The organism is Proteus sp. fly-1089 (assembly GCF_040138965.1).
Taxonomy (GTDB): Bacteria; Pseudomonadota; Gammaproteobacteria; order Enterobacterales; family Enterobacteriaceae; genus Proteus; species Proteus vulgaris_B.
Genome location: NZ_JBEETS010000010.1, coordinates 20,087 through 45,977 on the forward strand (window position 1 = coordinate 20,087; position 25,891 = coordinate 45,977).

The 25,891-nt window shown below is 37.0% G+C and carries 24 protein-coding genes; 3 read left to right on the forward strand and 21 right to left on the reverse strand.

Going from position 1 to position 25,891, the window contains the following annotated elements; genetic code table 11:
- Position 1 precedes the first annotated feature (1 nt).
- The 7 genes from emrA to ABN080_RS17165 all read right to left on the reverse strand — a co-directional run bounded on the left by emrA (position 2) and on the right by ABN080_RS17165 (position 8,027).
- The gene (gene emrA / locus ABN080_RS17135) at positions 2-1,180 is read right to left on the reverse strand and encodes a multidrug efflux MFS transporter periplasmic adaptor subunit EmrA (protein ID WP_349441604.1); all 1,179 of its coding nucleotides are present in this window, start codon (positions 1,178-1,180) and stop codon (positions 2-4) included.
- A 192-nt stretch (positions 1,181-1,372) separates the two neighbouring features.
- Positions 1,373-1,900 carry a transcriptional repressor MprA gene (mprA, locus tag ABN080_RS17140; RefSeq protein ID WP_197269448.1) on the reverse strand — a complete coding sequence of 176 codons (528 nt, stop codon included), beginning with the start codon at positions 1,898-1,900 and terminating at the stop codon, positions 1,373-1,375.
- 492 nt (positions 1,901-2,392) lie between these two features.
- On the reverse strand, positions 2,393-3,601 hold the full coding sequence (locus ABN080_RS17145) for an MFS transporter (protein ID WP_072070266.1): 1,209 nt from the start codon (positions 3,599-3,601) through the stop codon (positions 2,393-2,395).
- Between the two features lie 167 nt (positions 3,602-3,768).
- Positions 3,769-4,176 carry a hypothetical protein gene (locus tag ABN080_RS17150; protein WP_349439794.1) on the reverse strand — a complete coding sequence of 136 codons (408 nt, stop codon included), beginning with the start codon at positions 4,174-4,176 and terminating at the stop codon, positions 3,769-3,771.
- Positions 4,177-4,186: 10 nt separating this feature from the next.
- Positions 4,187-5,518: a phosphatase PAP2/dual specificity phosphatase family protein gene (locus ABN080_RS17155; protein WP_349441605.1), complete on the reverse strand. Its 1,332-nt coding sequence runs from the start codon at positions 5,516-5,518 to the stop codon at positions 4,187-4,189.
- A 107-nt stretch (positions 5,519-5,625) separates the two neighbouring features.
- Positions 5,626-7,395, reverse strand: a complete 1,770-nt coding sequence (locus ABN080_RS17160) for a bifunctional alpha/beta hydrolase/class I SAM-dependent methyltransferase (protein ID WP_349441606.1) — start codon at positions 7,393-7,395, stop codon at positions 5,626-5,628.
- Positions 7,392-8,027, reverse strand: a complete 636-nt coding sequence (locus tag ABN080_RS17165) for a CDP-alcohol phosphatidyltransferase family protein (protein ID WP_349439797.1) — start codon at positions 8,025-8,027, stop codon at positions 7,392-7,394. Before ABN080_RS17165 ends, ABN080_RS17160 begins: the two co-directional genes overlap by 4 nt.
- A gap of 546 nt (positions 8,028-8,573) precedes the next feature.
- On the opposite strand from ABN080_RS17165, the gene ABN080_RS17170 reads away from it, so the two are divergent.
- A complete protein-coding gene (locus ABN080_RS17170) occupies positions 8,574-10,907 on the forward strand; it encodes a TonB-dependent hemoglobin/transferrin/lactoferrin family receptor (protein ID WP_349441607.1) in 2,334 nt (777 codons plus the stop codon).
- A gap of 105 nt (positions 10,908-11,012) precedes the next feature.
- Here the strand turns inward: ABN080_RS17170 and ABN080_RS17175 are convergent, their stop codons facing one another.
- The 8 genes from ABN080_RS17175 to ABN080_RS17210 form a co-directional block, all read right to left on the reverse strand.
- Positions 11,013-11,363, reverse strand: coding sequence for a ribonuclease G (locus ABN080_RS17175; RefSeq protein WP_196553458.1), 351 nt, complete (start codon positions 11,361-11,363; stop codon positions 11,013-11,015).
- A 285-nt stretch (positions 11,364-11,648) separates the two neighbouring features.
- Positions 11,649-12,644: a glycine betaine/L-proline ABC transporter substrate-binding protein ProX gene (gene proX, locus ABN080_RS17180; protein ID WP_340895532.1), complete on the reverse strand. Its 996-nt coding sequence runs from the start codon at positions 12,642-12,644 to the stop codon at positions 11,649-11,651.
- 121 nt (positions 12,645-12,765) lie between these two features.
- Positions 12,766-13,965 carry a glycine betaine/L-proline ABC transporter permease ProW gene (gene proW / locus ABN080_RS17185; RefSeq protein WP_349441608.1) on the reverse strand — a complete coding sequence of 400 codons (1,200 nt, stop codon included), beginning with the start codon at positions 13,963-13,965 and terminating at the stop codon, positions 12,766-12,768.
- A complete protein-coding gene (gene proV, locus ABN080_RS17190; protein ID WP_109409502.1) occupies positions 13,958-15,157 on the reverse strand; it encodes a glycine betaine/L-proline ABC transporter ATP-binding protein ProV in 1,200 nt (399 codons plus the stop codon). Before proV ends, proW begins: the two co-directional genes overlap by 8 nt.
- A gap of 620 nt (positions 15,158-15,777) precedes the next feature.
- A complete protein-coding gene (gene nrdF / locus ABN080_RS17195) occupies positions 15,778-16,746 on the reverse strand; it encodes a class 1b ribonucleoside-diphosphate reductase subunit beta (RefSeq protein WP_349441609.1) in 969 nt (322 codons plus the stop codon).
- A gap of 24 nt (positions 16,747-16,770) precedes the next feature.
- The gene (gene nrdE / locus ABN080_RS17200) at positions 16,771-18,897 is read right to left on the reverse strand and encodes a class 1b ribonucleoside-diphosphate reductase subunit alpha (protein ID WP_349441610.1); all 2,127 of its coding nucleotides are present in this window, start codon (positions 18,895-18,897) and stop codon (positions 16,771-16,773) included.
- Positions 18,898-18,902: 5 nt separating this feature from the next.
- Positions 18,903-19,322, reverse strand: coding sequence for a class Ib ribonucleoside-diphosphate reductase assembly flavoprotein NrdI (gene nrdI / locus ABN080_RS17205; protein ID WP_349441611.1), 420 nt, complete (start codon positions 19,320-19,322; stop codon positions 18,903-18,905).
- Positions 19,323-19,333: 11 nt separating this feature from the next.
- Complete coding sequence (locus ABN080_RS17210; RefSeq protein ID WP_072070255.1) at positions 19,334-19,558, reverse strand: glutaredoxin family protein; 225 nt, start codon at positions 19,556-19,558, stop codon at positions 19,334-19,336.
- A gap of 283 nt (positions 19,559-19,841) precedes the next feature.
- On the opposite strand from ABN080_RS17210, the gene ABN080_RS17215 reads away from it, so the two are divergent.
- Together ABN080_RS17215 and cspE are read left to right on the forward strand one after the other, a co-directional pair.
- The gene (locus ABN080_RS17215) at positions 19,842-20,315 is read left to right on the forward strand and encodes a methylated-DNA--[protein]-cysteine S-methyltransferase (protein ID WP_349441612.1); all 474 of its coding nucleotides are present in this window, start codon (positions 19,842-19,844) and stop codon (positions 20,313-20,315) included.
- A gap of 197 nt (positions 20,316-20,512) precedes the next feature.
- Positions 20,513-20,722 carry a transcription antiterminator/RNA stability regulator CspE gene (gene cspE / locus ABN080_RS17220; RefSeq protein ID WP_023581133.1) on the forward strand — a complete coding sequence of 70 codons (210 nt, stop codon included), beginning with the start codon at positions 20,513-20,515 and terminating at the stop codon, positions 20,720-20,722.
- Positions 20,723-20,855: 133 nt separating this feature from the next.
- Here the strand turns inward: cspE and crcB are convergent, their stop codons facing one another.
- The 6 genes from crcB to rlpA all read right to left on the reverse strand — a co-directional run bounded on the left by crcB (position 20,856) and on the right by rlpA (position 25,885).
- Positions 20,856-21,230, reverse strand: coding sequence for a fluoride efflux transporter CrcB (gene crcB / locus ABN080_RS17225; protein ID WP_072070253.1), 375 nt, complete (start codon positions 21,228-21,230; stop codon positions 20,856-20,858).
- A gap of 13 nt (positions 21,231-21,243) precedes the next feature.
- Entirely contained in the window at positions 21,244-22,209 is a 966-nt protein-coding gene (gene lipA / locus ABN080_RS17230) for a lipoyl synthase (RefSeq protein WP_349441613.1), read from the reverse strand.
- Positions 22,210-22,313: 104 nt separating this feature from the next.
- The gene (gene lipB / locus ABN080_RS17235) at positions 22,314-22,955 is read right to left on the reverse strand and encodes a lipoyl(octanoyl) transferase LipB (protein ID WP_196553452.1); all 642 of its coding nucleotides are present in this window, start codon (positions 22,953-22,955) and stop codon (positions 22,314-22,316) included.
- Positions 22,956-23,117: 162 nt separating this feature from the next.
- Positions 23,118-23,381 (reverse strand): DUF493 family protein YbeD, encoded by a 264-nt coding sequence (gene ybeD, locus ABN080_RS17240; RefSeq protein ID WP_036912266.1) that lies wholly within the window; start codon positions 23,379-23,381, stop codon positions 23,118-23,120.
- A 200-nt stretch (positions 23,382-23,581) separates the two neighbouring features.
- A complete protein-coding gene (gene dacA / locus ABN080_RS17245; RefSeq protein ID WP_072070251.1) occupies positions 23,582-24,793 on the reverse strand; it encodes a D-alanyl-D-alanine carboxypeptidase DacA in 1,212 nt (403 codons plus the stop codon).
- A 120-nt stretch (positions 24,794-24,913) separates the two neighbouring features.
- On the reverse strand, positions 24,914-25,885 hold the full coding sequence (gene rlpA, locus ABN080_RS17250; RefSeq protein ID WP_349441614.1) for an endolytic peptidoglycan transglycosylase RlpA: 972 nt from the start codon (positions 25,883-25,885) through the stop codon (positions 24,914-24,916).
- Between the last annotated feature and the right edge of the window lie 6 nt (positions 25,886-25,891).

Genomic DNA, 25,891 nt, shown 5'->3' on the forward strand with positions numbered 1-25,891 from the left:
TTTATTGTCCCGCATTCTGTTCAATAATTTCATTGATCAGTTCATTAATCGCTGACATATCAATAGTTAATGCATCAGTATGATACGCAGGTACTTGGCGTTCGCTGTGTGATAATACTTTTCCATCGAGGTTAATCGTATCAACGGTAACTTCAGAAGAAAGACCAATACGCAGTGGTTTTTCTGCTAATTCTTTTTCATCTAACGAAATACGAACAGGTAAGCGCTGAACAACTTTTATCCAGTTACCACTAGCATTTTGAGCTGGTAATAATGAAAAAGCACTTCCGGTTCCCATATCTAAACCTAATACAGTGCCATGATAAATCACTTTTTTACCATAAAAGTCAGTTGTGATTTTTGCTGGTTGGCCGATACGCATATTAGCGAGCTGGGTTTCTTTAAAATTGGCATCAATCCACATACCTGTTACGGGAACAATAGCCATTAAAGGTTTACCCGGTGCGACTTGTGCACCTACTTGAACGCTACGACGTGAAACATAACCATCTGTTGGACTTAAAATTTTAGTGCGTTCTAAAGCGAGCCATGCATTACGAACATCGGTTGATGCTTGTAAAACAGAAGGTTGCTGTGTAATTGGTGTATTTAAGATAATCGCTTGATTAGCATTGTATTGTTCTTTAGCAACTTCTAAAGCAGCCCTTGCAGTGGAAACAGCTTCTCTGGCGTGTTGAAGTTCTTCTTTACCAATCACATTGCGTTCGCCTAAAACTTCACGGCGGCGAAGGTCATTTTGTAATTTAGTCAGCTCGGTTTCGCGCAAAACGATGTTTGCTTTTAATTGGCGACCATTAATGATTTGTTGATGCATTTGACGAACACTATTCGCTAATGCGGTTTTTGCTTTTTCTAAAGCCAGTTTTTCATCACTTGAATCTAATAAAACTAAAGGGTCACCCGCTTTCACAAAATCGGTGTTATCAACATAAACGGTGGTAACAGAACCAGAAATTTGCGGCATAATCATGATTTGATTGCCTGTGACATAAGCATTATCAGTTGTTTCATGATGTCTTAACACAATAAACCAATAAGCGGCGTAAGCCACCCCAGCAAAAATAAATAGAATAGTTAGCAACAGTAGAACATTTCGGCGAGTTCGTTTTTTATTGCGAATGGGAGCCTGAGGGGGGGTATTTTCCTCATTAACACTCATTTAGAAGATCTCCATAAAACCAGAAAAACATCATTAGATATGTTTCCAGTATTGAAACTGGAAACATAATTATAAAGTCAATCTTAGAATAATTATTAGCGTGAAGGTAAATTATAAATGCTAATGGGTAAGTATGTTTGCCGATTTATGGCGTAAATAGGATTAGATCAATAAAACTATTTATTATATGACTTATTCACACCCTTTTTCAGCCAAAGTATCCAGTTGTAATAACAACTTACGCATTAGCGTTTCAAGTTGCTTTTGTTCCTGTTGATCTAAAACAGACCAGATTTGTTTTAAACATTGATGCTGTGGAGGTAACAAACTATTTAAAAATTCTTCACCAGCATCTGTTAAGTGAAGATGCAAACAACGACGGTCATTATGACTTTCACGGCGCTCAATCCAACCTTGTTTTTCAAGTTCATCAGCAATACGTGTTGCATTTGTTCTTGAAGAGCCCAGTGCAGCACTTAGCTCTGAAGGTTGAATACTTCGATTTTCTGTTGTATCTAAAATCATTAGTGCCATAAATAACGTCTCGTTAATACCCTGAGACTTCAACATATTATTACGACTTTCAAGAAGTTTGCTTTGAACATGCATAGAAAGACGAGTTAACAAAATTTCTTGATAAGGGATATCTTTGTTAAGCGATTTCTGTTGTGTAGCGCGAGTGTTTAGTAATTCTTCTGTTGGCGTAAATGAGCTTTCCATTTTTAGACACCTTGTTAGTTTCGAAAATTAGGATAATGCTGTTATCAACATGTTAAATGGTATATTAAACACACAATTTAGCAATTTTTATTATTTATAGTCACTATGTTTTTTTGATTATGTTACCTGATTCATAAATTTTTTGAATGATAACACAAAAAAAAGGATAGGTACTTATCTCTTTGCAATAAGTTAATAAAATCAATTTATCACTTATCTGACAATGAATAGTAGTCTATTTGCGAAAAAACGGATCGTTTTTTACGATAAAACACGTAATAAATTTATTTTAATCACTAATGGTTACTATATGGATAATACCTTGTTGAAATTATTCATACAGTGCTTTATTGATAAGATTGATATAATTTTCTTAATAAAGAATGGGATGATGATATACATCAATAGTAATCACGCTGTTAAAACATTCACATTTTATTCTGATTAGAGTGGGATTGTAGGAATAATATAACCCATCCTTGGGTCTGAAAATTATTCAGCATGGATTATTGGATCATTTTTATAACCTAATAACCAAACAATAAGACCGATAATGCCAATGGCCAGTCCAGCAATAGAAACGCCCATCCACCCATATTGATGATAGGCATAACCTGATAATAAAGAGCCTAATGCCCCACCAATAAAATAGCTTGTCATATATGCTGCAGTTAGGCGGTTTCTAGCATCAGGTAAAATACGATAAATGGTGCTTTGATTCGTGACATGTACACCCTGAACAGCTAAGTCTAGCAGGACAACGCCAATAATAAAGCTGATGAGCCCAACCCAGTGATAATAAGGCGCGATAATAATAAAACCCCAAGACAAAAGGAGGATAATTAACCCTATTGTGGTGGTTTTCTTGCCTTTCCCTTTATCGACTAATACGCCTGCTTTTCCTGCCATTAATGCGCCTGCAGCACCTACAAGACCAAACAATCCAATAACTGCATCAGAGTAGTTAAACGGATCTGCTGCCAGCAAAAAGGCCATCGATGTCCACAATAAGCCAAAGTGGGCAAAAATCAGTGCACCAATTAATGAACGAGTTCGAAGTACAGGGGTTGTAACAAATAATTTGAAGATAGAACCTAATAACTGAAAGTAATTTAAATCTGTTTGGCTTTTATAAGTGGGTAAACAACGCCATAACGTAATAGCTAAGATTGTTAGAAAAACACTTGCAACCCAGAAAATACCTTGCCAATTTGTAAATGACGCCATCAGCCCAGACACTGTTCTAGCCAGTAAAATACCCAACAAAAGGCCACTCATAATCGTGCCAACGGCTTTTCCTCGTTGGTGTGGTGCGGCTAGAGTGGCTGCAAAAGGAACCAGAATTTGAGCGACAACAGAGAACATACCAGAGAGTGCGGTACCTATTAACATCACCCAAATATTTGTTGCCATCGCCGTAATTAATAGCCCACTGGCAGAAATTAATGTCATGGTAATAATGAGTGAACGGCGTTCAAAAATATCGCCTAAAGGTACTAATAACATCAGTCCTACGGCATAACTGAGTTGCGCCGTGGTGACAATAAATCCGGCTAAAGTCGCTGATATATGAAAATAATTTGCGATAGAATCAAGTAGAGGTTGTGCGTAGTAGTTACTGGCGACAACCATGCCTGTGGCAACGGCCATTAGCAAAATAAGGCCTTTACTAAGTGACGTTTGTGGTGCGGTGTTTTCCATAATACTCATAACAAATAATTTGTAAGGTAAATGATAGTAACATGAGTCATTTTTTTGAGAAAAGAATTACTGTGATAGAAATATTCAATTAATTTGATATAAATCCTTATGCTTAATTGTTATAACATATTGTTTTATATACTAAATAAAGTTATCACTTAAGCCTTTTAATTACTAAAAAGCGTAAAAAAGAGCATTGCCAAACACCATATCCATTGAATTGAAATTCCAATTATTGCAAAAGAGAATAGACGCTTAGTCCCTAGCCAACGGGTTTCCATTGTCTGTTTTTGGGGGCGTTTAGGAAATAGTGTAGAAAGGCTTTTATCAAAGCTAACATCATCTTGATAGCGATACAGTGCTTGAAAAAAGTGATTATCAAGCCATAAACGAAAAAGAAAGTATTGGGTAAATAAAAATAAAAAAGAAGCAACAAAAAAAGTCAGTTGATGATGAAAGTGGAGGCTAAATATAGGCCATGTACTCAAATAAGGAAAAAGCGATAAAAACAGCAAATAACGCCAACTTTGTGTTAAAGAGATAATGACTTTACCGCTAGTTTTAGTGGTTAACATGGTTTTCTCGTTATTTAATGTGCTGAAAATGTGAATACCAAATTTGTAGCGCCTCTCGTGTTTCGGGATTTAAAATAACTTGAGGACGAGCTTGAGAGACTTTTTTTATCGCCTCTTCTAACGTTGCTACTGTGCCATTATAAACCAACCAAGCAACAACAACGGTAGCACTACGCGAATAGCCTAGCTTGCAATGAATATAAACAGTACCCGCTTGATTTAGTTGCTCCATTGATAACATTGCTTTGTTAATATCATCTGGAGATAAAGGCAATAAATCGATTTGAGGCTGTGCTAAATAAAGCTTATTTTGACTAAATTTATTTCTTGGCCATTCACAAGTTAAATCAAATACCGCATTGGCGTTGAGTTCATAAAGAGGGCGCCCACCTAATAAAATGCCTTCAGTGACTAAACTCGGTGTTTGGCACCGCTTTAAATAATAACGATAAGTACACCATGCAAAGAAGCGATAAGGTAATAGAATTATCTGTGCAGAAAGTGGAATTTTACCTTGTATATTTTTTTGAAAAATAGAAGCACCAGCGCCTAAATAGCCCAAAGCCACAAAAGTTAATGTAATTGCTGGCCATAGAAAGATCCAAAAGAACCCTTGCAGACCAAAAGATAATAAGTAAAACACCATTGCAGATAACGCATAGTTTTTACTAATACGTAAACTGCGTTTACTGCCAGTAAAATGCCATTTCCAACGCGAATTTATTGGTAATAAATAGCAAATAAATACGCCAACACCAAAGCCGGTAATAATATCAATAAAATGATGTTGCCATGTTGTGAGTACGGAAATAGCGATTAACAATGACCATAAATTTAAAAACCATTGCCATGATTTAGGCGTATGGGCACGGAAACGTAACCAAATAATCCACAATAAAATAATGTGTAAAGAAGGAGCTTGGTTATAAGGTAAATCGAAGCCTTCTAATTGAGTAAATAACCAACCAGAAAATCCTTCTGTTGTTGGGCGAATAAAGCTAAATTTTAAAGGGAATAATAAAAAACCTGAGCAAGCTATAAGAGAGGCAACAATTAAACGTAATCCATGTATAAATTGCTCTCTTAATGTTGTACATATAAGTAGAGAAATACCATAGGCAATATTTACACTCCAATAAGGAATGATTGTCCACGGTAAAAAGGGAATAGCGTTTTCCCACGAATAAACAAAAGAAGGAACATCAGATAAAGTAGAAGTGTAAGTATTGACTTGCATATAAGTTAAATAGAAAAAAGGGGCTAGAAATAACAGCCATACAATTCCAGCAAGCCAGATACTTTTTCTTGATGATGTTATTTGAGAGCGTTGAGTTCCCTCCATACTAAATTCCTTTCTTTGTTTATTGTTTTTCTATTTTTGTAGTTTGCTTAAAATTATCGCTATATGTTGCCATATAGCGATAGTTCATTTGTCCATAGCGTACTTTATTAGCGGCGTTTTGCTATCGATACACTAAAAATACCCCAATGATCAATTTGTTGATCGAGCTTTTCAAAACCCGCTTCATCCACTAATGCATCCATTTCACCTTGACTGCGACAACGCATGATCCACGGTTGACCATCTTGGTGGCTAGGTAATACACGGGCAATCATTTCAAGTTGAGGGTGCCAAGGTTGGCAGGTGTAAATCAGTAACCCTCCACTTGGGATCGCTTGTGATAACCCTTTTAAAGATGCTTTTAGTAGATGATTTTCAGGAAATAATTCATAAAGCCCGCTTACTATCCCTAACGTTGGTGAAGGTGATACAGTACTCAAGCTTTCGGTATCAAAAGCGTTACCTTCTTCAAAACGTACTTTGTCTTCTAAATGGCGTTCTTTAATGGCAATTCGGCCCTGTTCAACATTAATCGGGCTATAGTCACGCATTAAAATTGAATCAACCTTACCATAGTCATTAACCGCATCAAAAAGATAGCGACCTTGCCCCGCAGCAATATCCATAATATGTACTGGCATATTATTTTGTGTTAATTGGCGAATAGCATATCGAATTGTATTTTCAAGATTAATTTTACGTTGGCGAATACCTTGCCAACCAATACTATTCAAATATTGTTTATCAACGATACGACCAAATAAGCCTTTTCCTTGTGGTTGATTGCGATAGACATAATCAAGTGTCGATCCAGAATCAAAACCTTTATCGTAACCGAGTGCTACACCTTCAGATGCTTTACCTAACGTGCTCATCGAACGACTGAGTACTTTGTAATAGAGTCTTTTGGGGCAAAATTTGGGAAGTGGTGTCTGTAATGCACGATAAACATCAGCACTATGGCTCCATATATCTTCATTTTGATAATCATGTTGATAAAGTGGTTGTGCAAACAACGTTTCAATAAAGTGACGCATTTTATTGATAGGAATTGCTCTGTCTTTCTCGCCCAAGGTGTCGTGGTAAAAACCGGGTAAAACATGCTTTTCTTTAATAGAGGTATTTAAACGCTCATAGAAAAGATGCTGGGGTTTTGCGTGAACAACATGATCATTACCCGAAATAAATAATTGTGTTGGTAAGGTAATAGCATTTGCATCTTCAACCACGCGATCGGCCGTTTTATAAAGTTCTAATAAAATATTAACGGCAATAGGACGAGTGATTAGCGAGTCTTGATTAAAAGAGTCGATACGGCTTTGATCATGGGTTAAATATTTAGCTTTTACATAGGAATTGACATAAAAAAGTCCGCGAATTTTTTGCATCAAGGCAAGGCCTGTGCGTGCAAAAGGAACATATAATTTTACTTTAAATGCAGGGGAAGCTAATACCATACCGCGAATTTTTGGCGCGTAATCATGTACCCAACCTGAAACTAAAACAGCGCCTACACTTTGGCCAACAACAAGAATGTTCGCCATCGGAATATTACAGTTAGATGCAACATAGCGGACGAACTCATCGATATCTTTTATTGATGTTCCCATTGAGGGGCTATAACCGCGAGCACCTTCATTCTTACCATGCCCTCGAGCATCCCAAGCAAACATTGAGAAATCAGGAAGATCTAATTCATCAACTAGATGAGAAACTCGGCCTGAGTGTTCGTGACCCCGATGAAATAAAATAATTGCTTTGGGCTCAGTGGTAATTTGAGCTGGCCAATGGCGATAATACAAAGGTGTTTTATCGCTGGTGGTAAATTCAGACTCAATCATACTCCTTTGAGTTTGATATTGCGGTTGTTGATTCATAACGATGTATCCTTATCTTTATCTGTCATCGTTGCTTCTTTTAGTGCGCGATGAATTCGGTGATAACAAGTCAACAAAAGTAATAAATTAATAATAATAAAAAGATAATGCGTGTTTTCTGATGATGTCAGTGAGGGGAATAATCCGATAAAAAAGGCAATAGTACCGAAAATAAAGGCTCTATCACTTTTTCCCATTGGGCCATCATAACGACGAGTAGCATCAATTGTTTGGGCAAGAACCCCTAAGAACTCAGTCATTATCATTAAAAAAAGTGCCAGCATGATCCACCAGTAGGCTTGTGGAAAAATAAGGACAAAAGGGAGATAAAGCGCAATATCAGAAATAACATCACTGGCTTCATTTAATATCGCGCCAAGCGCACTTTTTTGATTATGTTCTCGTGCCAGCATGCCATCGATAGCATTAAGCGCCATACGAAAAAAGAGGACAATAGGGAGTAATAAAAATAAATGAGGATAAGGATAAAGCGAAAGTAATCCACCAACGACAATGGATAATAGTAAGGCTGAAAGCGTGACCTGATTTGCAGTGATCCCTTTTGCGAATAATCGTTCTACATAAGGGCGCAATAGAGATTGAAATTTGGGTTTTAGGTCATAAATTGTCATGACGCATCCTTGTGTTCAAAAGTGCGTATGTTACCTCATAATATAATTTTATTATTAGCTGATTTTTATCTCGTTGAATATCTTTATTTCAATGGTTTAATTTATTTACGATTTAAATATAAAACTAATACCTAAAATTTACTTGAGTTAATAATTATTTAGCTTTCAAAATAAAGAGAAAGTTAGAGATGCAAAATTGTAATTATCAGACTGTTCCGTGTCTGTTTTATTCTTTTTTTCAAAAATGATTAAATTTTCTTTAGTGACATATACGTAGTTACAATTAGAGAATGATATGAGTGGAATGAAAATAAGGGGTATTAAATACCCAATAATAACTAATGAAATTAGTTTAATTTATTGTAAATATTATTTTAGATAAGATTTAAATCTAACAAGAATGTATCAATAGTGTAGTTATCTGTATTGAGTGATAAGTGCAAAAAAACTAGATAATGATAATTATTATCATTATCATAATTAGCGCTGTTAGTTACAGCTCTCATTATCTATCAAACTTATAACCATACGAAAGATACTACTATTATGATCCATTTCTTAGCAAAAAATGATGTTTATCGTCAGGGAATTGGGATATTTTCATTTTCATCATCAGCGATTGCATTATTATTGACTTCACTCACTTCGTTAAATAGCCATGCTGCTGAAAGTGTTAAACCAGAAATAACGGTATCCATAAAATCAGAGAGCCCTGCGCAACCCAAATCGCGTGAAAAAATTATTATTGAACCTATCTACGTATCAGGTGAACTCAATTCGAGTGTTGATGCAGGAAGTACGGTTTTGACATTAAAAGACATCGACCGAATTCAGCCTAATAATATTGCAGAGCTGGTGGATAAATTACCGGGAATTTCATCATCTGGATCACCAAGACCTGGCGGTCAAACATTAAATATCTGGGGGATGGGTAATCCTGAAGATATTAAAATCACACTTGATGGTACACCCAAAACCTTTGAAAAATATCGCCAAGGTTCAATTTTTATTGATCCCGAATTAATACGTCGTCTTGATGTCGATAAAGGCCCTCATAATATTACTCAAGGTAATGGTGGATTTGGTGGCTCGGTAAGAATTGAAACTAAAGATCCTGATGACTTATTATTACCCGATCAGAATATTGGGATGTTTTTAAAATATGGTCACCATACGAATGATAGACAAAATCGTTATAGTGGTGCGGTATACGGTAAATTACTTGATGGGCAAGCAGACGGGTTATTCTATTTTAACCGCCGTGAAAGTGATGATTTGCGACGTCCTGATGGAACTAAATTTGGCTATTCACAATCCGATCAAGATTCTTTTTTAATCAAAACCAATATCTATCTAACTGAAGCGCAAACATTAACGTTATCAGCATCACGATCAGAAAGTGATGGCTGGACACCTTGGGCTGCCAAACGTGATGAATTAGCTAAGCCTAGTCAAGCTGACGTAGATAAGTATGGCTTTGATGCTGCGATGAAACGCAAATTAGTTTATCGTGACCAAAAAGATGATACCTTCAGTGTGAAATGGAATATTCAGCCGGTTGATTCCGATTTAATCAATTTAACGCTGACTTACGGTTATTCAAAAACCAAACAAAACGATAGTCGTCCAGAGACAGCTAGCTCCTATTTTAGTAGCAGTATGGGAAATCAGAGTTGGGTAGATTATCGAAATCATCAAATTGAAATTAAAAATGAAAGCACTGTTATGCAAGGTGCTTTAGAGCATAAGGTATTAGTGGGAACACGTTGGCATCGTAATGATCGCGATGTCTTAATGTTTACACGCGATAAAGCTAAAAATCCAAATTATAACTATGGATATTATGCACCCCCTTATATGCCAGAAGGTACGCAAACGACAACCAGTTTCTATCTTCAAGACTCGATGAGTTATAGAAATCTGACGATAACACCGGGTGTTCGTTACGATATTGTTAAAAATCAAGGTAAGGGAAGCAGAGCTATTACCTATCAAGATCCTGATCCTTATTATGGTCATGATTATTCGGATGTGACTTATAGCGGGGCAACACCTCATTTAGGTTTATTATGGAAAATGAACAAGAATTTCAGATTCTTTGGTGATTTAACCTATACATGGCGAGCACCATTGATTGATGAGCAATATGAAGTACAAGGAAGTATTTCTAGTTTAACAGGCACGAGCCGCCATCTAGATAAAGAAACGGTAAGAGCGGCACGAATTGGCGCAATTGCAGACTTTGAAAGTGTTATTCAACAAGAAGATCAACTACAGTTAAGAACAACACTGTTTGATACTCGTGGTAAAGACGAAATCTTCCGTCGTCGAGGTGTTTATTGTGAAAGCCAAAAGGTGGATGGACATAATGGAAATTGTCCACCATCAATCGGTAACTACCGTAATTTACCTGGCTATCATATACAAGGGCTGGAAATTGAAGCCTTTTATGATAGCCCTAATGTATTCGGTCGTTTAGCGTATTCCACAATGAAAGGAAAACGTGACCAATCACCGCGTGATCCGTGGTTTGGTCAAAAAACATGGATTGCGGAGATCCAGCCTGACGCTTTACATGTCACCCTCGGTGTAAAAGTACCAAGTATTAATGTCAATATGGGATGGACGGGTGATTTTATTGGTGCTCAACGCCGTTCACCAATGGATGCCGATCCTGATGCTACCTATTGGTCATTACCAAAAAGTAAAGGCTATGCAATCCACGGTTTATTTGCGAATTGGGAACCTTCTTTTATAGATAATACTGAGGTTCGTTTTACTGTCGCAAATTTATTTAACCGTGATTACTACCCTTATTTAGGTGAATCAGTTTCAGGTGTAGGGCGTGATTATCGATTTACTGTGGTAAAACGTTTCTAATATTACTGAAAATAAAAAATGCGGTTTTTGGTCGCTTAAACAAATAAACCCCATAGATATTATGGGGTTTATTGTCATTAAGAGTTCAATACTCAATATATTGAATTAATAACCGTATGATGCAGAAGTTGCGATCATTGCCATCATGGTGGTGAAGAAGAAAATAAAGAAAAGAACTGCCATAATGATGCTAATAATAAAGTAAATAAATCCGGCTCTATTCCATGTTTCTTGCACTTTCATAAAGGTTTCAACAGAATCGTAATCACCATTTTTCCAAGCCCATTCATTTCCTTTAATACCACAGACAAAGAGCCAAACAAGATTAAGTAAAGGAACAAGTACTAATAATGGAAGATAGGATTTATTACCAAAACCCCAAATAATATTAAACATGAAAGCACCCCAGTTCCAACGTTTAATTTCTTCAGGTACTGGTTTGTTAGTGTAAGACACAGTTTATTCCTTATTTAAAAATAATAAATATCAAAATGAGAATGCCAAAATGGCAACTGGAGAAAGGAATAATCATAATTGAACAAATGAGAGAATGAAAGACAGGGATATCTCTACCATTAATAAAAAGAATAATCTTAATAATAAAGTTGTATTAGGATCTCTTAATTTTTATATAAACTTATTTTGCTTAATTACATATAAATTTAGTTTTTTATAAACAAAAACAGGCACACAAGAGTGTGACCTGTTTTGTGATAATCTTAAATTAAGATTATTTATTGATTATTTTGCAGCTGCTTGAGCTTGTTCAATCCAACCATCAAAAGTTTTTTGATGGGCTTTGATCCACGCATTTGCATGACGTTCAATATCTGCTTGTGATTTTTGGCCATTATGCATACGTAAGTTTTGCGCATTGATATCGGCAACAGATACTTTCATGACTTCAAAGAGTTTTGCAGCCGCAGGATTTTCTTCAGCCCACTTTTTATTTGCTGCAATATGCATGGTACTTGGTGGGAAACCATAGTTTTTACCATTTGCTAATGTGGTGTCTGTTTTATCATCACCAGGTAAAGATGAAAATGGCACTTGTAACCAAACAACATCTTTACCCGGTTTTAACACATCACTTATCCAATATGGTGTCCATGTGTAATAAAAAATAGGTTTACCTTCTTTGTAGCGAGTAATGGTATCTGCCATCATAGCCGCGTAGTTACCTTGGTTATGTGTAACCGATTTTTCTAAATCATAGGCTTTTAAGTGATTATTGATAGCTTCTTCACATCCCCAGCCAGGGTTACAACCTGTTAAATCGGCTGTACCATCACCATTGGCATCAAAGAGTTTGGCGATTTTAGGATCTTTAAATTGCTCAATATTGGTGATGTTATATTTTTCAGCGGTTTTCTTATCGATTAAATAACCTTGAGCAGCATTAACCACATAATCACCTTTGCGATAAAAGGTGTTGTCGCCGCCCGCAGCTTCATATTGTGAGTTATGAAGTGGAACCCAACTTACTGCCATAAAAGTGGCATCACCGTTGGCGATAGAGGAATAAGCAACGTTGTAATCGACTTCTTTGATCGGTTGAACTGTGTAGCCTAATTGTTCGAGTGCTTTGTTGACGATTAAGGTTTGAAACGTTTCTTCCGAAATCGTACTTTGCACAGGTTGAACCGAAATCCCTTTTCCGGGTAAATCAGCAGCGGATAACTGGGTGCTTATCAGTGTGGCGGACAATACGGTTGCCCAGATAACTGGATTACGCATAGTTTTTCCTTCTGTTGTGATGGTAAGAGATAAATAACGACAGCGAACTGTCGCCTCTATTTCTTATATTGATTGAACGTGATGTTCTTTATAGATTTTTAATTAATGTTAAAAATAGTTATTACGATGCTTTTTTGCCAAATAGTCGGCAAATTAAACCAATAGGCCCTGTCATATACCAGCATCGGTTGCCTTTATGGCGGCTATTCTGACCTAATGATTGCGTTAATCGGTCAAGAATAATCGCGAGAATAACAATACCGGCACCCCCTACAGCAGCAAGTCCCATATCAAGGCGACCAATACCACGCAATACCATTTGACCTAACCCACCAACGGCTATCATTGACGCAATAACAACCATTGAAAGTGCTAACATCAAGGTTTGGTTTACACCAGCCATAATCGTTGGCATGGCGAGAGGTAATTGCACTTTAAATAACATTTGTCGTGGGTTTGCCCCAAACGATTGGGCTGCTTCAATTAAATCTTCAGGAACTTGTTTGATCCCTAAAATGGTCAGTCTCACAATAGGTGGCAAAGCAAAAATAATAGTGACTACAACACCTGGCACATTACCAATCCCAAATAGCATTACGATAGGCACTAAGTAAACAAATGCAGGGGTTGTCTGCATGGCATCCAGCAAAGGTCGTACAATTTTTGATGCTTTATCACTATTCGCAAGCCATATTCCTAAGGGAAGGCCGATAATTAAACAGAACAGTAAAGAGGTCAGCACTAACGCAAGCGTAACCATTGCTTCAGACCAAGCGCCAATCGCACCAATCAATATCAATGAAATAAACGAGGTGATGCCCATCACTTTGCCTGAAAGTTGCCATGCAATCAGTGAAAATAGAATAATGGCAACTGGTGCTGGCATTGAGGTTAAGAAATTTTCAAAGCCACTTAACACAAAATCAACGGGGACACGAATACCTTGGAACACAGGACGAAAGTGCAACACTATCCAGTCAATTGCATCGGTAACCCACGAATCCAAAGGGATCAGTGTATTGTGAAAGGGATCCATAAGATTAAAAGTATCTGGCGTAACATCAGTAGGTGTTGCATCTAACCAATCACTTCCTGCGGATGATGTATCAATATTATCACTACCACTGCCAGCTCCCCATGGATCGGCATCTGCTGATGAACTGTCAGCACTACTCCAAGGATCACTTTCTGTTGTACTGGTATCGGTTGTAGCCCAAGGATCATCATTTACGCTATGGGTTGTCTCTTGTGTAGTCTCGCTTGTTGCGGTTTCTTGGATCGTTGTATCCAAAACCGTATCTTGATTTTTTGTATTACTCATTTGGCGTCTCCTTATCCAGTGCTTGTAGTAACATTCCTTTAGAAATTAAACCTATATAACGGTTTTTTTCATCAATAACAGGAATAGCACAGGGAGATTGTGCAACAGTAGAAATCAGCTCATTTAATGGTGTATCACCATTAATAGCGCAAGGTTCCGATAAAATGGCTGATTCAATAGGTTGTTTATTTTTTAGAGCTTCTTCGAGAGAATTCACAGAAACAATACCGATAAACTTCCTACCACGTTCAATGAGATAACCAAAATTTCTATCTTCATCTTCAAGCACTTTTAATGCTGAGCGAGGACCGAAACCAGGAGCAACATGCAATAAGGTTTCAGGGCGACGTTTGGCTATATCTTTTGCACTAAATACATGACTAATATCAACTCCACGGAAGAATGTGCGTACATAATCATTAGCCGGATTATTTAGTATTTCATCGGGTGTGCCGATTTGAACGACGACCCCGCCTTGCATAATGGCAATGCGATCACCTATACGCATGGCTTCATCGAGGTCATGAGAAATAAACACAATAGTACGTTGTTTATCGCCTTGTAAGCTCAATAATTCATCTTGCATTTCAGTGCGAATTAATGGATCAAGTGCCGAAAAAGCCTCATCCATTAACAAGATATCGGGATCATTGGCAAGTGCGCGAGCAAGGCCAATACGTTGACGCATCCCACCAGAAAGCTCATCAGGCCATGAGTTTGCATAACTACCAAGGTTGACTTGCTCTAACGCATCCATTGCTTTTTTATAGCGTTCGTCTTTGCTTAATCCCGCGAGATCCATTCCGAAAGCTGTGTTATCAAGCACATTCATATGTGGCATTAAGGCGAATGACTGAAACACCATACTGATTTTTTTACGTCGAACTTGCCGTAATTCTTTATCAGACATGGTGGCAATATTTTCACCATCAATAAGCACCTCTCCCTTTGTAGGAGAGATCAGACGATTGAGAAGGCGGACTAGGGTGGATTTACCTGAACCAGATAATCCCATGATGACAAATATTTCGCCTTCTTCAATTGCCAGATTTGCATTTTGAACACCTACGGTTAAACCTGTTTTATCAAAAATCTGATCTTTATTCATACCAGATTTTAATAATTCAAAGGCTCGTTTTGGGTGCTCGCCAAATACTTTATAGAGATTTTTTACTTCGAGTTTAATTGCCATGCAATATATTATTTCCTATTTAAATAATGAAAGGAATAAATTAAATTTAATTAAATAAGTATTGTTATTTTCCTAAATAAGATTTTTAGTAAGGGAATTACCCTACCACAATGATTGCATCTGACAACCCTATGTTAATTATAATTAACTAAAAAATTAAGGTGTTTTTCCTTTATTTTTATAATGATTAATAATTAAATAAAGTGAAATAAAACTTTTTTACTAAAAGATAATTTTTCTTTTAACTTACTGAAATACAATTATTTTTAAAGATATTATTATTTTGATTAGGATATCAATAAAAAGGGACATTAAATAACTGAATTGAGGAAAAAGTAAGGAAAAAATAAATGAAAAAAAATCAATATACATTAGAAAATGTAATGATTTTTAGCTTATTATTGGCTTGGATATTTTAAATAAGCTAAAACCATTCGTAAAAAATTGATTATTTGAATAAATCAAACGGTAAAAATCAATCAATTAGATTATTTATTAAGCAAATAAAAGCACACTGAAAATTAATGTTTATTTTTCAGTGTGTTACGTAAAAATTTAAATATATAATTAAATTGAATGTATTGTGTTGTCTTTAATACATTTAATCGTGTTATTTCGTATTAAAAATCCCAATCATCATCTTCAGTATTAATGGTTTTTCCAATAACATAAGATGAACCAGAGCCAGAAAAGAAATCGTGATTTTCATTAGCATCTGGTGACAATGATGAAAGGATCGCAGCACTAACATTTGTTATTTCATCAGGGAATAATGCTTCATAACCTAAATTCATTAATGCTTTATTTGCATTATAATGAAGGAATTTTTTTACATCCTCAGTCCAACCAACAGTATCATAAAGATCTTCAGTATATTTAACTTCATTGTCATATAAATCTAATAATAATGAGAATGCAAAATCTTTAATATCTTGCTTCTCTAATTCGGATTTATTTAATAACTGATTTTGAAATTTATAACCAATATAATAACCATGAACGGCTTCATCACGAATAATGAGCCGAATTAAATCAGCTGTATTGGTTAGTTTTCCTCGGCTTGACCAATACATTGGTAAATAGAATCCTGAATAAAATAAAAAGGATTCTAAAAATACGCTGGCGATTTTTTTCTTTAAAGGATCTTCATCTTGATAATAACGCAAAATAATTTCTGCTTTCTTTTGTAAGTAAGGATTTTCCTCACTCCAACGGTATGCTTCATCGACATCGGTTGTTAAGCAGAGTGTAGAAAATATCGAGCTGTAAGAGCGAGCATGAACCGCTTCCATAAAACAGATATTAGATAACACGGCTTCTTCATGAGGCGTGAGTGCATCAGGCATCAATGTTGGCGCACCTACTGTATTTTGGATAGTGTCCAGTAACGTTAACCCAGTAAAAACACGAATAGTGAGCTGTTTTTCGGCTTGAGTTAATGTGTTCCATGAAGGAATATCATTAGAGAGTGGAATTTTTTCAGGTAACCAAAAATTCATGGTTAAACGGTTCCAAACCTCTAAATCTTTTTCATCTTCAATACGATTCCAGTTAATCGCATTAACATGACTTAATAAAGGTGATGGCATGCTATGTTCTCCTTATTGTAATTATTAAAGTGCGCACGAAACACAGCCTTTTATTTCAGTGCCTGCTAATGCGGATTGTCGGATACGAATGTAATACAAGGTTTTAATTCCCTTACGCCAGGCATAGATTTGTGCTTTATTAATATCTCTTGTTGTGGCTTCATCCGAAAAAAATAATGTTAGTGATAAGCCTTGATCGATATGTTGTGAAGCTTCTGCATAGGTGTCGATAATCTTTTCTGCACCAATTTCATACGCATCTTGATAATAGTGGCGATTTTCATTAGTCATAAATGGGGCCGGGTAATAAACTCGTCCAATCTTGCCTTCTTTCCTAATTTCTATTGGGGCAGCAATAGGGTGAATGCTTGATGTGGAATGATTTATATAGGAAATGGACCCAGTAGGTGGTATCGCTTGTAAGTTTTGGTTGTAGATCCCATGCGTCATAATAGACTGCTTGAGTGTTTGCCAATCTTCTTGTGTAGGAATATGAATATTCGATTGACTAAACAACTGGTGGACTTTTTGTGTTTTTGGTAGCCATTGTTGTGATACATACTTATTAAAGTATTCACCTGTTGCGTATTTTGAGTTCTCAAAACCTTTAAAGTGTTGTTTCTTTTCAATGGCTAATTGGTTTGAAGCTAATAACGCATAATAAGTGACGGTATAAAAATAGATATTAGTGAAATCTAATGCTTCTTCGGAGCCGTAATAAATACCTTCACGCGCTAAATAGCCATGTAAATTCATTTGCCCTAAACCAATCGCATGAGAAGCGAGATTACCTTTTTCAATAGAAGGAACAGACTCAATTTTCGTCATTTCAGAGACATTGCTTAATGCCCTAATTGCAGTGCTAACGGTATGCGCAAAGTTAGGAGAGTCCATTGCCATAGCAATATTCATAGAGCCTAAGTTACAACTGATATCATGACCGATATGGCGATAGCTTAAGTCTGGGTGATATTCGCTCGCGCTGTTGACTTGTAAAATTTCAGAGCAGAGATTGCTCATATTAATTCTACCCGCGATAGGATTTGCACGGTTTACCGCATCTTCAAACATGATATAAGGATAGCCTGACTCGAATTGAATTTCGGCTAATGTTTGAAAGAACTCTCTCGCTTTTATTTTCTTTTTACGTATTTGTGCATTATTTACCATCTCACTGTATTTTTCGCTAACACTGATTTCTGACATAGGTACGCCATAAACACGTTCTACATCATAAGGTGAGAATAGATACATATCTTCATTGCGTTTCGCTAATTCAAATGTGATATCTGGGATCACTACACCTAAAGAGAGGGTTTTGATCCTAACTTTTTCGTCTGCATTTTCTCTTTTGGTGTCAAGAAAATGATAAATATCAGGATGGTGAGCATGAAGATAAACAGCACCGGCACCTTGTCTTGCTCCTAATTGGTTTGCATAGGAAAACGCATCTTCAAGCATTTTCATAACCGGAACGACGCCAGAGGATTGATTTTCTATACGTTTAATGGGTGCGCCTGCTTCACGTAAATTAGTGAGTAGAAATGCGACACCACCTCCACGTTTAGAGAGCTGTAATGCGGAATTGACCGATCGGCCGATAGATTCCATATTATCTTCTATACGCAATAGAAAGCAGGAAACCAATTCACCACGCTGTTGTTTTCCACAATTTAGGAAAGTTGGTGTTGCGGGTTGGAAACGACCACTAATAATTTCATCAACGAGATGAATGGCTAGGTCGGTATTACCCTGTGCAAGAGTAAGCGCTACCATACAGACGCGATCTTCATAGCGTTCAAGGTAACGTTCTCCATCAAAGGTTTTTAAGGTGTAACTGGTATAGTATTTAAAAGCGCCTAAAAAAGATTGAAAGCGAAATTTTTTGCTATAAGCATGTTTGAATAACTGTTTGATAAAGGCAAATTCATATTGTTCTAATACTTGCGCTTCGTAATAGTGTTGCTGTACTAAAAACTCGAGTTTTTCTTTTAGATCATGAAAAAATACCGTGTTTTGATTTACATGTTGGCGAAAAAAGTGATGTGTCGCTAATTTGTCTTTATCAAACTGAATATTACCTTGCTCATCATACAGATTTAGCATGGCGTTTAAGGCATGGTAATCAAGTTGTTCTATTGGTTGTGTCATATTAATTATCTCGTAACGCAGTGGTCTGCTAGGTTTGACCAAAACGTACTTAAACCAGTCTTTACACGTTTTACATCTTCTGGTGTGCCTAATAGCTCAAATCGATATAAAAAAGGGATTCGGCATTTTTGTGCAATGATGTTGCCAGCCAATCCATAAGCTGCACCAAAATTTGTATTTCCAGAAGCAATAACACCGCGTATTAATTGGCGGTTTTCAGGAATATTTAAAAACTGAATAACCGCTTTAGGAACTGCACCTTTAGTACCGCCGCCGCCATAAGTAGGGCAAAGCAACACGAATGGTTGTGTTGCAAGTAATATTTCATCTTCAATAATCCTAGTCGCTTGTAAATTAAGCTTTTGCACAAAGCGATGGCAGTTTTCTGAGCGACTTGAAAAATAGATCAAAGGTGCAGTTTGCATGAAAAGCTCCTTTAGAGCGTAATCTGTCTTATCTTATCAGGGCAGAAACCTGACCAGTGTTGGTCACCATGAACAACAACGGGAACTTGGCGATATCCCATAGAAACTATTTGAGCTAAGGCTTGTGTATCTTGTGTGAGATCAACAGCAACAAACGGAATATTTTTCTGTTTTAATGCGCGTTCTGTGGCACTACATTGAACACAATTCGGTTTGGTATAGAGGATAACAGACATAAAAATAACCCTTATAAAAATATGGATGCGTCTGTTTTCACATCCATAATGAGAAGTACTTAAATACTATATATAGAGTTATTTATTTTCAACCACACAATATATGGTGTTTTTGTGTTTTGATAATGATTATCATTAAAATTAAACAGTTAGCGCACTAATTTTATTTTTTGACCGCGTTATTGATCCATTTTTATTAGATATACAAGTAATTAGATGATTGCTTTATCAATCAAGCATGATTTACTCTTAGTGTTACAGACAAATCAATAGAGAAAATATTATGTACCAAGACTATCTCGATACACCTGTTGGCTTCCCAAAACCTTATATCTCTATTACAGCCAATGAAAAAGGGATCACCAGCCTCTATTTTGTAAATGACAAAGATGTTGCTGTGAATTCAAGCCCCGTAATTAATCAATGCATAAAACAACTAAAAGAGTATTTTGCGGGTAAACGTACCGCCTTTTCTGTGCCACTGACGCCAAAAGGAACAGAATTTCAAAGTCGAGTTTGGAAATCATTACAAACGATCCCTTATGGTGAAATTTGGAGTTATAAAAAATTGGCACTTACATTAGGTTCAGTCAATTATTGCAGGGCGGTCGGAATGGCAAATTCACGAAATCCGATTTCTTTAATTATTCCTTGTCATCGTGTTATTGGTCATAACGGTAAGTTAGTCGGTTACACTGGTGGATTAGATATTAAGCGTTGGCTACTTCGATATGAAAAAGTAGAGATTGATGAATAGTTCAGATTGTAAGTATTAAGTATTGTTTCTTAAGTGAACTATGCGTTAAGTCATGGGATTTGTCTGAATATTAATCATTTGGCAGAAAAAAAATGTGAGTTTCGTGATCTAGACTGTGGACAGGGAATCATCATTTTTGTTTTACTATAGCCAACGCAAAACGCTTGCGTTTATTTTCTATTTTAAAGGTAAACTTGATGTCTAAATTAAAAGGTAACGTTAAGTGGTTTAACGAAACTAAAGGTTTTGGTTTTATCACTCCAGAAGATGGCAGCAAAGATGTATTTGTACACTTTTCCGCTATTACATCAGAAGGCTTTAAAACCCTTGCTGAAGGTCAAAAAGTAGAGTTTGAAGTTACTGACGGCGCGAAAGGGCCATCTGCTGCAAACGTTGTCGCTATCTAATTAACGACTTCTTTGAGACAGTAAAAACCCGTTATTAACGGGTTTTTATATTTTATATAGCAAACTCGTTTTTAATGGGGTTTATATTTCTAGAACTAAACCTATTATTTAATAGGCTATTATGGCTCTAATATTACATTTCACGTAATAACCAAAATGCAAATGCTGTCATTAAAAATGAACCCGCTAAGTTAGCCCCCATAGTGCTTAATGCCCATCCAATTTTCCCTTCGGTTAAGAGAGCAACCACTTCAACCGAAAAGGTTGAAAAAGTTGTCAGACCGCCACAAAAGCCTGTTGTCAGCATAATTTTCCAAATAGGATCAATATGTGGTGCTTTGCTAAACCAAGCGATACCAAAGGCAATAATAAATGCACCAATGCAGTTAGCAACAAAGGTGCCTGTGGCAAAATGAGGAAAAATAGAATTTAGGCGGTAGCTAATTAGCCAGCGTAATACGCTACCTAAGCCACCACCTATAAATACAGCAATTGCAATGTTAAGCATAAGAGATTAATTGTTATTTAACCTCAATCCCCTGAGCTTGAAGGTCGGCATGATAAGATGAGCGAACAAAAGGCCCACAAGCCGCATGGGTAAAGCCCATTGCAAGTGCTTGTTCTTTCATATATTCAAACTCGTCAGGACTGACGTAGCGTTGAACAGGAAGATGGTGACGACTTGGTTGTAAATATTGCCCTAATGTCAGCATCGTTACCCCATGTTTGCGCAGATCACGCATAACGTCAATAATTTCTTCGTTGGTTTCCCCAAGACCTACCATCAGGCCTGATTTTGTTGGAATTTCAGGGTGTGCTTGTTTAAAGCGTTCTAATAGCGTTAATGACCATTGATAGTTAGCACCAGGGCGTACTTGACGATAAACGCGAGGTACATTCTCTAAGTTATGGTTAAAGACATCTGGTGGAGTGTCTGTAAGGATCTCAAGTGCTTTATCCATACGACCACGGAAATCAGGTACTAGTGTTTCAATACGAATAGTAGGATTCTTTGCACGAATAGCGGAGATACAATCTGCAAAATGCTGAGCACCGCCATCACGCAAGTCATCACGGTCTACTGAGGTGATAACGACATAGCGTAATCCCATATCTTTAATAGTTTGTGCGAGTTTCTCTGGCTCTTGTGGGTCAGGAGCATTTGGTCGGCCATGTGCTACATCACAAAATGGGCAACGGCGTGTACAGATTGCGCCCAAGATCATAAAGGTTGCTGTTCCATGATTAAAACACTCTGCGAGGTTAGGACAAGATGCCTCTTCGCATACAGAATGAAGACCATTTTTACGCATTGCCGCTTTGATGCCCTGAATTTTACTTGAATCAGCGGGCAGCTTTATTTTCATCCAATCAGGTTTGCGTAGCAGTTGTTCACGTTCTGTAGCGACTGTTTTAACAGGAATAAGTGCCATTTTATCGGCGTCGCGATATTTAACTCCGCGTTCCATCTGAATAGGTTTACTCATAATTGTGCCAGTTCCAGTTATCTAGAGTGATTAACACGATGTGACTGAGGTAATCAGGGTTTTAAAAAAAAATGACAAATGTTAAAAAAATTATAGCATTTTTATTACTGTGGTTGGAATCCTAGTTGTGTACAAAAATGCTTAACTAATAATGGTGCTACCTGTATCGTTGTCGTATTAGGAGCAAAATCAATTAACTGTGTCATTTTCAGATCAGAATAACCACAAGGATTTATTCGTGAAAAAGGTGATAAATCCATATCGATATTGAGGGCTAAACCATGAAAGGAGCAACCTTTACGAATACGTAGCCCTAATGAACAGATTTTATCGCCTTTCACATATACGCCCGGTGCATCAGCGCGAGCATAGGCCTCTACATTAAATTCCGCTAGCGTATCAATAACGGTATTTTCAAGTGCTGTGACTAGTTGTCGAACACCAATATGGTTACGTTTTAAATCCACTAAAACATACATGATTTGTTGACCAGGGCCATGATAAGTCACCTGACCACCACGATCAGATTGAATAACAGGAATAGTTCCTGTGTTTAATAAGTGTTCAGCTTTACCTGCTTGGCCTTGAGTAAAAACTTGTTCATGCTGAACGAGCCATATTTCATCAGGCGTGTGACTTTCCCGTTTCTCCGTAAACTGATGCATAGAATCAGAAACCGGTAAGTAGGGTTTCACACCTAATTGGCGAATAATGATTGTTTTGTCTTGCACCGTGAAAATCTTCATTTGTAGCGTAATTGTGAAGAGCAGTATAACGCCCCAGTAAATGAACTACCAGATTGAGATGTTTTTTTTCCGAAGAGGAGAGGAAAATGAACGTAATTAAGATAAGAAAAAGCGCCTGAGTGAAAGGCGCTTTTGAAAAATTCATCATTTTAAATGAAGAGATTATAGAACCATACGAACGAGTTCAAGCTCGCCTAACTCTTTATACAGTGTTTCTACTTGATCGATATGGGTTGCATTGATCGTAATAGAAACTGAATGGTAATTGCCTTTACTGCTTGGTTTTACAGAAGGAGTATAATCACCGGGTGCGTGGCGTTGAATAACTTCAACGACTTGATCCACTAATTCTGGTTTTGCATGACCCATCACTTTATAAGTGAAAGAACATGGGAACTCTAACAGTTCATTTAATTTTGTTTTCATCATAATGTAATTCCTTAAGACAACAGACACTGTTGTTTTAATTATCTATATCTACACCTAATCTTGACAAATAAAAAGCGCATTCCCTAATAATTAAGGAATGCGATACTGGTAATTAGGGTAAATAGGGGAATGGTAAGTGTGTTTATGCCAATATCCATATATAAGTTATATGTGGCCACATTTACCTTTTTCAAGTCTTAGCCAAACCAGTGTGAGAATAATAATTTGATGTAATCGATAATGCGGCTAAAGAAGCCACCTTCTTTTACTTCATTCATCACCACGAGTGGACGTTGCTCAATAATTTGCCCATCAAGTTGGAAATTAATGGTTCCAACAACTTGGTTTTTAGTGACTGGGGCATGTAATTCTACATTATCAAGGACATAGCTTGCTTTTAAATCTTTTAATCGACCACGAGGAATAGTTAAATAAACATCTTTATCTACGCCTAATTGTACTTTATCTGTTTCACCGTACCAAATTGGTTCAGCTGCGAACTCTTTACCTACTTGTAGTGGTTTTACTGTTTCAAAAAAGCGAAAACCCCAAGTCAGCAGTTTTTTACTTTCAGCATCACGACCTTTAGATGAATGACCACCCATTACAGCTGAAATTAAGCGCATATTACCTTCAGTTGCAGAGGCAACTAAGTTATAACCTGCTGAGGAAGTGTGACCTGTTTTAATACCATCCACATTTAAACTGCTATCCCATAACAATCCATTTCGGTTTGTTTGGCGGATATTGTTATAGGTATACTCTTTCTCTTTGTAGATGGCATATTCGTCAGGTACATCACGAATTAATGCTGCACCAATTAACGCCATATCACGAGCAGAGCTATATTGCCCAGGAGCATCAAGTCCATGAACTGTTTGAAATTGGGTGTTTTTTAAACCAAGACGTTTAACGTAATCATTCATCATGGTGACAAATGTATCTTGGCTACCGGCGACATAAGAGGCCATTGCCACACAAGCATCATTACCTGATTGCAAATTAATGCCACGGGTTAATTGTGCGACAGTAACTTGGTCGCCAGGTTTTAAAAACATTAAAGAGGAGCCACGAAAAATAGGATTGCCCGTTGCCCATGCTTCTTCACCAATTGGCACGATATCGTTATTAGTAATTTTGCCTGCACGAATAGATTGCCCAATAACATAACTGGTCATCATTTTGGTTAAACTCGCAGGATCACGACGAACATCGGCATTCATTTCAGCCAGCACTTTCCCAGAATTATAATCAATAAGAATATAAGATTCGGCTTCGATATTAGGAACAGCGGGTATCATTGTTTTTAGTGAATCATCAGCCAAGCTTTGATGCGTTACTGTCAATAAAGCAAAAGTGGCACTTAATAGGCTCGTTCTTAGTAATTTAGCTGGGAGTGTCTGTTTCATTCTGTTGTTTAATCCGAAAATTCAGGGGAAAATAGGGGCTAATAAATAAAATATCAGCAAAACCAGGCGATTCTACGCTTGAATTTGCTGATATAAAAAGGATTTTACGTCATCTTACCTTTATTGGGTAATAATAAACCCAGAGATATCTTTAACTTGTTTCAGCTTATTTTTTATTGCTTCGGCTTGATCTTTTGAGGAATAAGGGCCGAGTTGTACCTTATATAGTCCATCTGTTTTATTAATCACGCCTTGAGTACCAAATGATGACAATAAATCATTGAGCCAAAACTGAGCATTATTTTCATTACTAAGTGCGCCAACTTGCACATAAAAGCCTTGTGCTATGGAGTTTGATAGTAATACTGGAGCTGGAGCTGGAGCTGGAGCTGGAGCTGGAGCTGGAGCTGTAATTTTTGCTTCCGGTTGTGCTGGTGGCTCAATAGGCATATTAGCAGGTGTTGATGTTGTTAATGGCGTAGATGTTGTTGATTGAGCATTAAAATTAGGGCGTTCGGGTAAAGCTGTTGTTTTCTTCTCAATTTGAGCCCCATGTGTACCAATACCACTCATATAGCCATTTTGATCGACAACAATTCCTTCAATTTGCAATGGTGTTGTTGGCATTAAACGCAAACTATCAGAAACAGCGGGAGTGACTTGGATTTGTTTACCGTTGACGTAAGGGCCACGGTCATTGATCCTGACAACCATTGTGCGCCCATTGAGTAAGTTTGTGATTTTTACATAACTTGGTATGGGTAATGTAGGATGTGCGGCTGCAAATTCATAAGGATTGACACGTTCACCAATAGTCGTTAAACGACTCATAGCTAAGCTATCATAAACAATAGCTTCTCCTCGCTCACTAAAGTTTGCAGGATCAGTCACAATACGATAGATCATACCATTTTTTCGGTAATCTTGATTTGCTGTTGGGTGATAAGGCTCATAACGAGGTTCAGCACCAAGAACACGTTGAGCTGGCACATTGGGTAATGGTGCAGGCTGTTTATTTGTGTTCTGCTTATCAACAACACATCCTGAAAGTAGCAATGCACTGATACCTACCAAAACCCATTGCAGACGCATAGAAAC